Raw genomic sequence first — 1,967 nt, 5'->3', positions numbered from 1 at the left:
ACTTTTAGCTATATATATAAGAGTGAGAAGAGCAAAGTGAAGAAAGTCAGTAATACCAAGGGTTTATAGTATATTAGGTGTTACTTTTTCGTAACACCTGTGTTACCTTTTCGTAACACCTAAAAAAAGGAAAATCATAATAAAAAAAAGATGTCAATGAGAATTTGACAACTAAAATAAGTAGATTGGTAATTTATATTTTTTCTTAGACTCATCAATTTTAAAGTTCCTTAATGAATTTCTAAAAATATGTTGAGTTGCTTTATCTATTCCATCTTTAGGACTACAACACATAATATTGGGATTTACAAACCATGTACGACTTGTGCATGCACGACCATCCTCTATTGTTATTCCTGCTTCTGCAACTCCTAAAATCCCTTTTTTAAATAAACCATTCATCGTTACAGAAACATTTTTTCTTGCCATTTTAAAACGTTCAGCTAAATATGTAGGTGATGCTGGAGTAGTTGTATCTACATTATCCTTATCAATTTTTTGAATAATAACGTTAGTTTTAAATTCCACATATGGAGCAAGTTTAAATAAAAGTGCTTCTTCCTTGCTACTCAAATACTCAAGTTCAGTAAGATAATTAATGTTATCCATAATTAGCTGCACAAACCTCACCCGATCTGTAGGTTTTTTCTTTTTCCCTATGAAATACTCATCTCCACCAGTTATTTTACTTAATAACTGCAAGAGCATTGCCTTCTCTTCTTCTGAGTAACCACCGGCTTGCAACTGGTCATAAATACTATCAATCTTACTATCTCTCATTTTCGCTTTTTTTTCAGCTTGCCCAAAATCTACAACTTTTGTCATAAAATAATTCTCTCCCTTAGTGGAAGGAATCAACTTTTATATGTTAGAATGTATATAGAATATATATTGGTTGATTCCAACCTTATTATGAAAAACCGCCTTGCCGTCCAAAGCTTGGGCGGTTTTTCTCGTTTGTATGTCTTTCTCTATAATAACATGAAGCACCTTGTTAAAACTTTCCATCTCTTGCAAAACACAACATCCAATCCTCTTTTTCTTCTTCAAACTCATGTAATTCAATGATGTCCTCTGAATTACCTATCATTCGACCATATTCAAGACCAATATCAACTGCAATTGATCGATATAAACAATACTTAAAAATCACATCTCCACATTTTCGGCATTGAATTGCATTTCTTTTTAATTTTTTCGCCATTATCACTCCTATAACCTATTGAATAAAAAGGGGGGATTTTTCAAAAATATAACTTAAAGTTAGAATCTTTATTTAACATATACATAAAATAAAAGTGAGAAGAGAATAATGTCACTCCGAAAGCTTATCTGATCATTTAGAGAAGCTTTTCTTTTTTATAAAACAAAATCAACCACCTAACCCTTTTCATAAAAAATTTCATGGACAGCTGATCTAGACGGTTCACTTTTTACTGATAAGACCCCAAAAAAAAAGGACTCTGTTTTTAAAAAACAGAGTCCTTTTTTTGGGACTAGCAACCGGAAGTGAAAGTAGGAGGACAAGGAGAAGGAGTCGTAGGAAGAACTACTGGATTTCCAGTAACTTTAACTTGTTGAACTTGTAACACTTTCAGAGTAAGATCCAATACAATTTTTTCAGTTAATGAACTAAACGTACCCTCAGGAGTCGCTGCAGTTGGTGAAAAATCAAGTTCAAAGAAGTCTGCAGCTACTAATTCACCAAATGGTTGTTCATTGTATTTAACATGATTTTGAAAGAAAGCTTTATCCAAACGTGCATTTAAACCTGTATCATCAACAAAATTAGATTCGAATTTTGTTGAATTAGCAAAAATTGGAGGGCTTAAAAAGTCCGTACACTTAAGTTCTGCAAAACCAAAAAACTGAACATCAGCAATTCTATCCTGAAGTGCTCCATTACATGCACTTGTAGCATATTCAATATTTTTACGAATATGTCCTGCTACAAATAATTTAGCTTT

2 protein-coding genes and 1 pseudogene are annotated in these 1,967 nt (G+C 32.2%); all 3 read right to left on the bottom strand.

What is annotated here, in order from left to right:
• Positions 1–171 precede the first annotated feature (171 nt).
• Positions 172–825 (bottom strand): MarR family transcriptional regulator, encoded by a 654-nt coding sequence (locus CQZ94_RS30570; RefSeq protein WP_105588414.1) that lies wholly within the window; start codon positions 823–825, stop codon positions 172–174.
• 169 nt (positions 826–994) lie between these two features.
• Positions 995–1,204: a DUF7695 domain-containing protein gene (locus CQZ94_RS30565; RefSeq protein ID WP_105588413.1), complete on the bottom strand. Its 210-nt coding sequence runs from the start codon at positions 1,202–1,204 to the stop codon at positions 995–997.
• 292 nt (positions 1,205–1,496) lie between these two features.
• Positions 1,497–1,967 (bottom strand): annotated as a pseudogene (locus CQZ94_RS31485) (CsxC family protein); the annotation flags it as partial.

This window comes from Bacillus sp. MYb209 (genome assembly GCF_002975175.1).
In the GTDB taxonomy this organism is placed as follows: Bacteria; Bacillota; Bacilli; order Bacillales; family Bacillaceae_G; genus Bacillus_A.
The sequence above is the reverse complement of the archived record's forward strand: the minus strand, read 5'-3'. Positions and strand labels throughout refer to the sequence as shown.

What these genes read in the sequence shown, in the direction of transcription:
- CQZ94_RS30570 (WP_105588414.1), bottom strand. Translation starts at nt 825, where the DNA reads ATGACAAAAGTTGTAGATTTTGGGCAAGCTGAAAAAAAAGCGAAAATG.
- CQZ94_RS30565 (WP_105588413.1), bottom strand. Translation starts at nt 1,204, where the DNA reads ATGGCGAAAAAATTAAAAAGAAATGCAATTCAATGCCGAAAATGTGGA.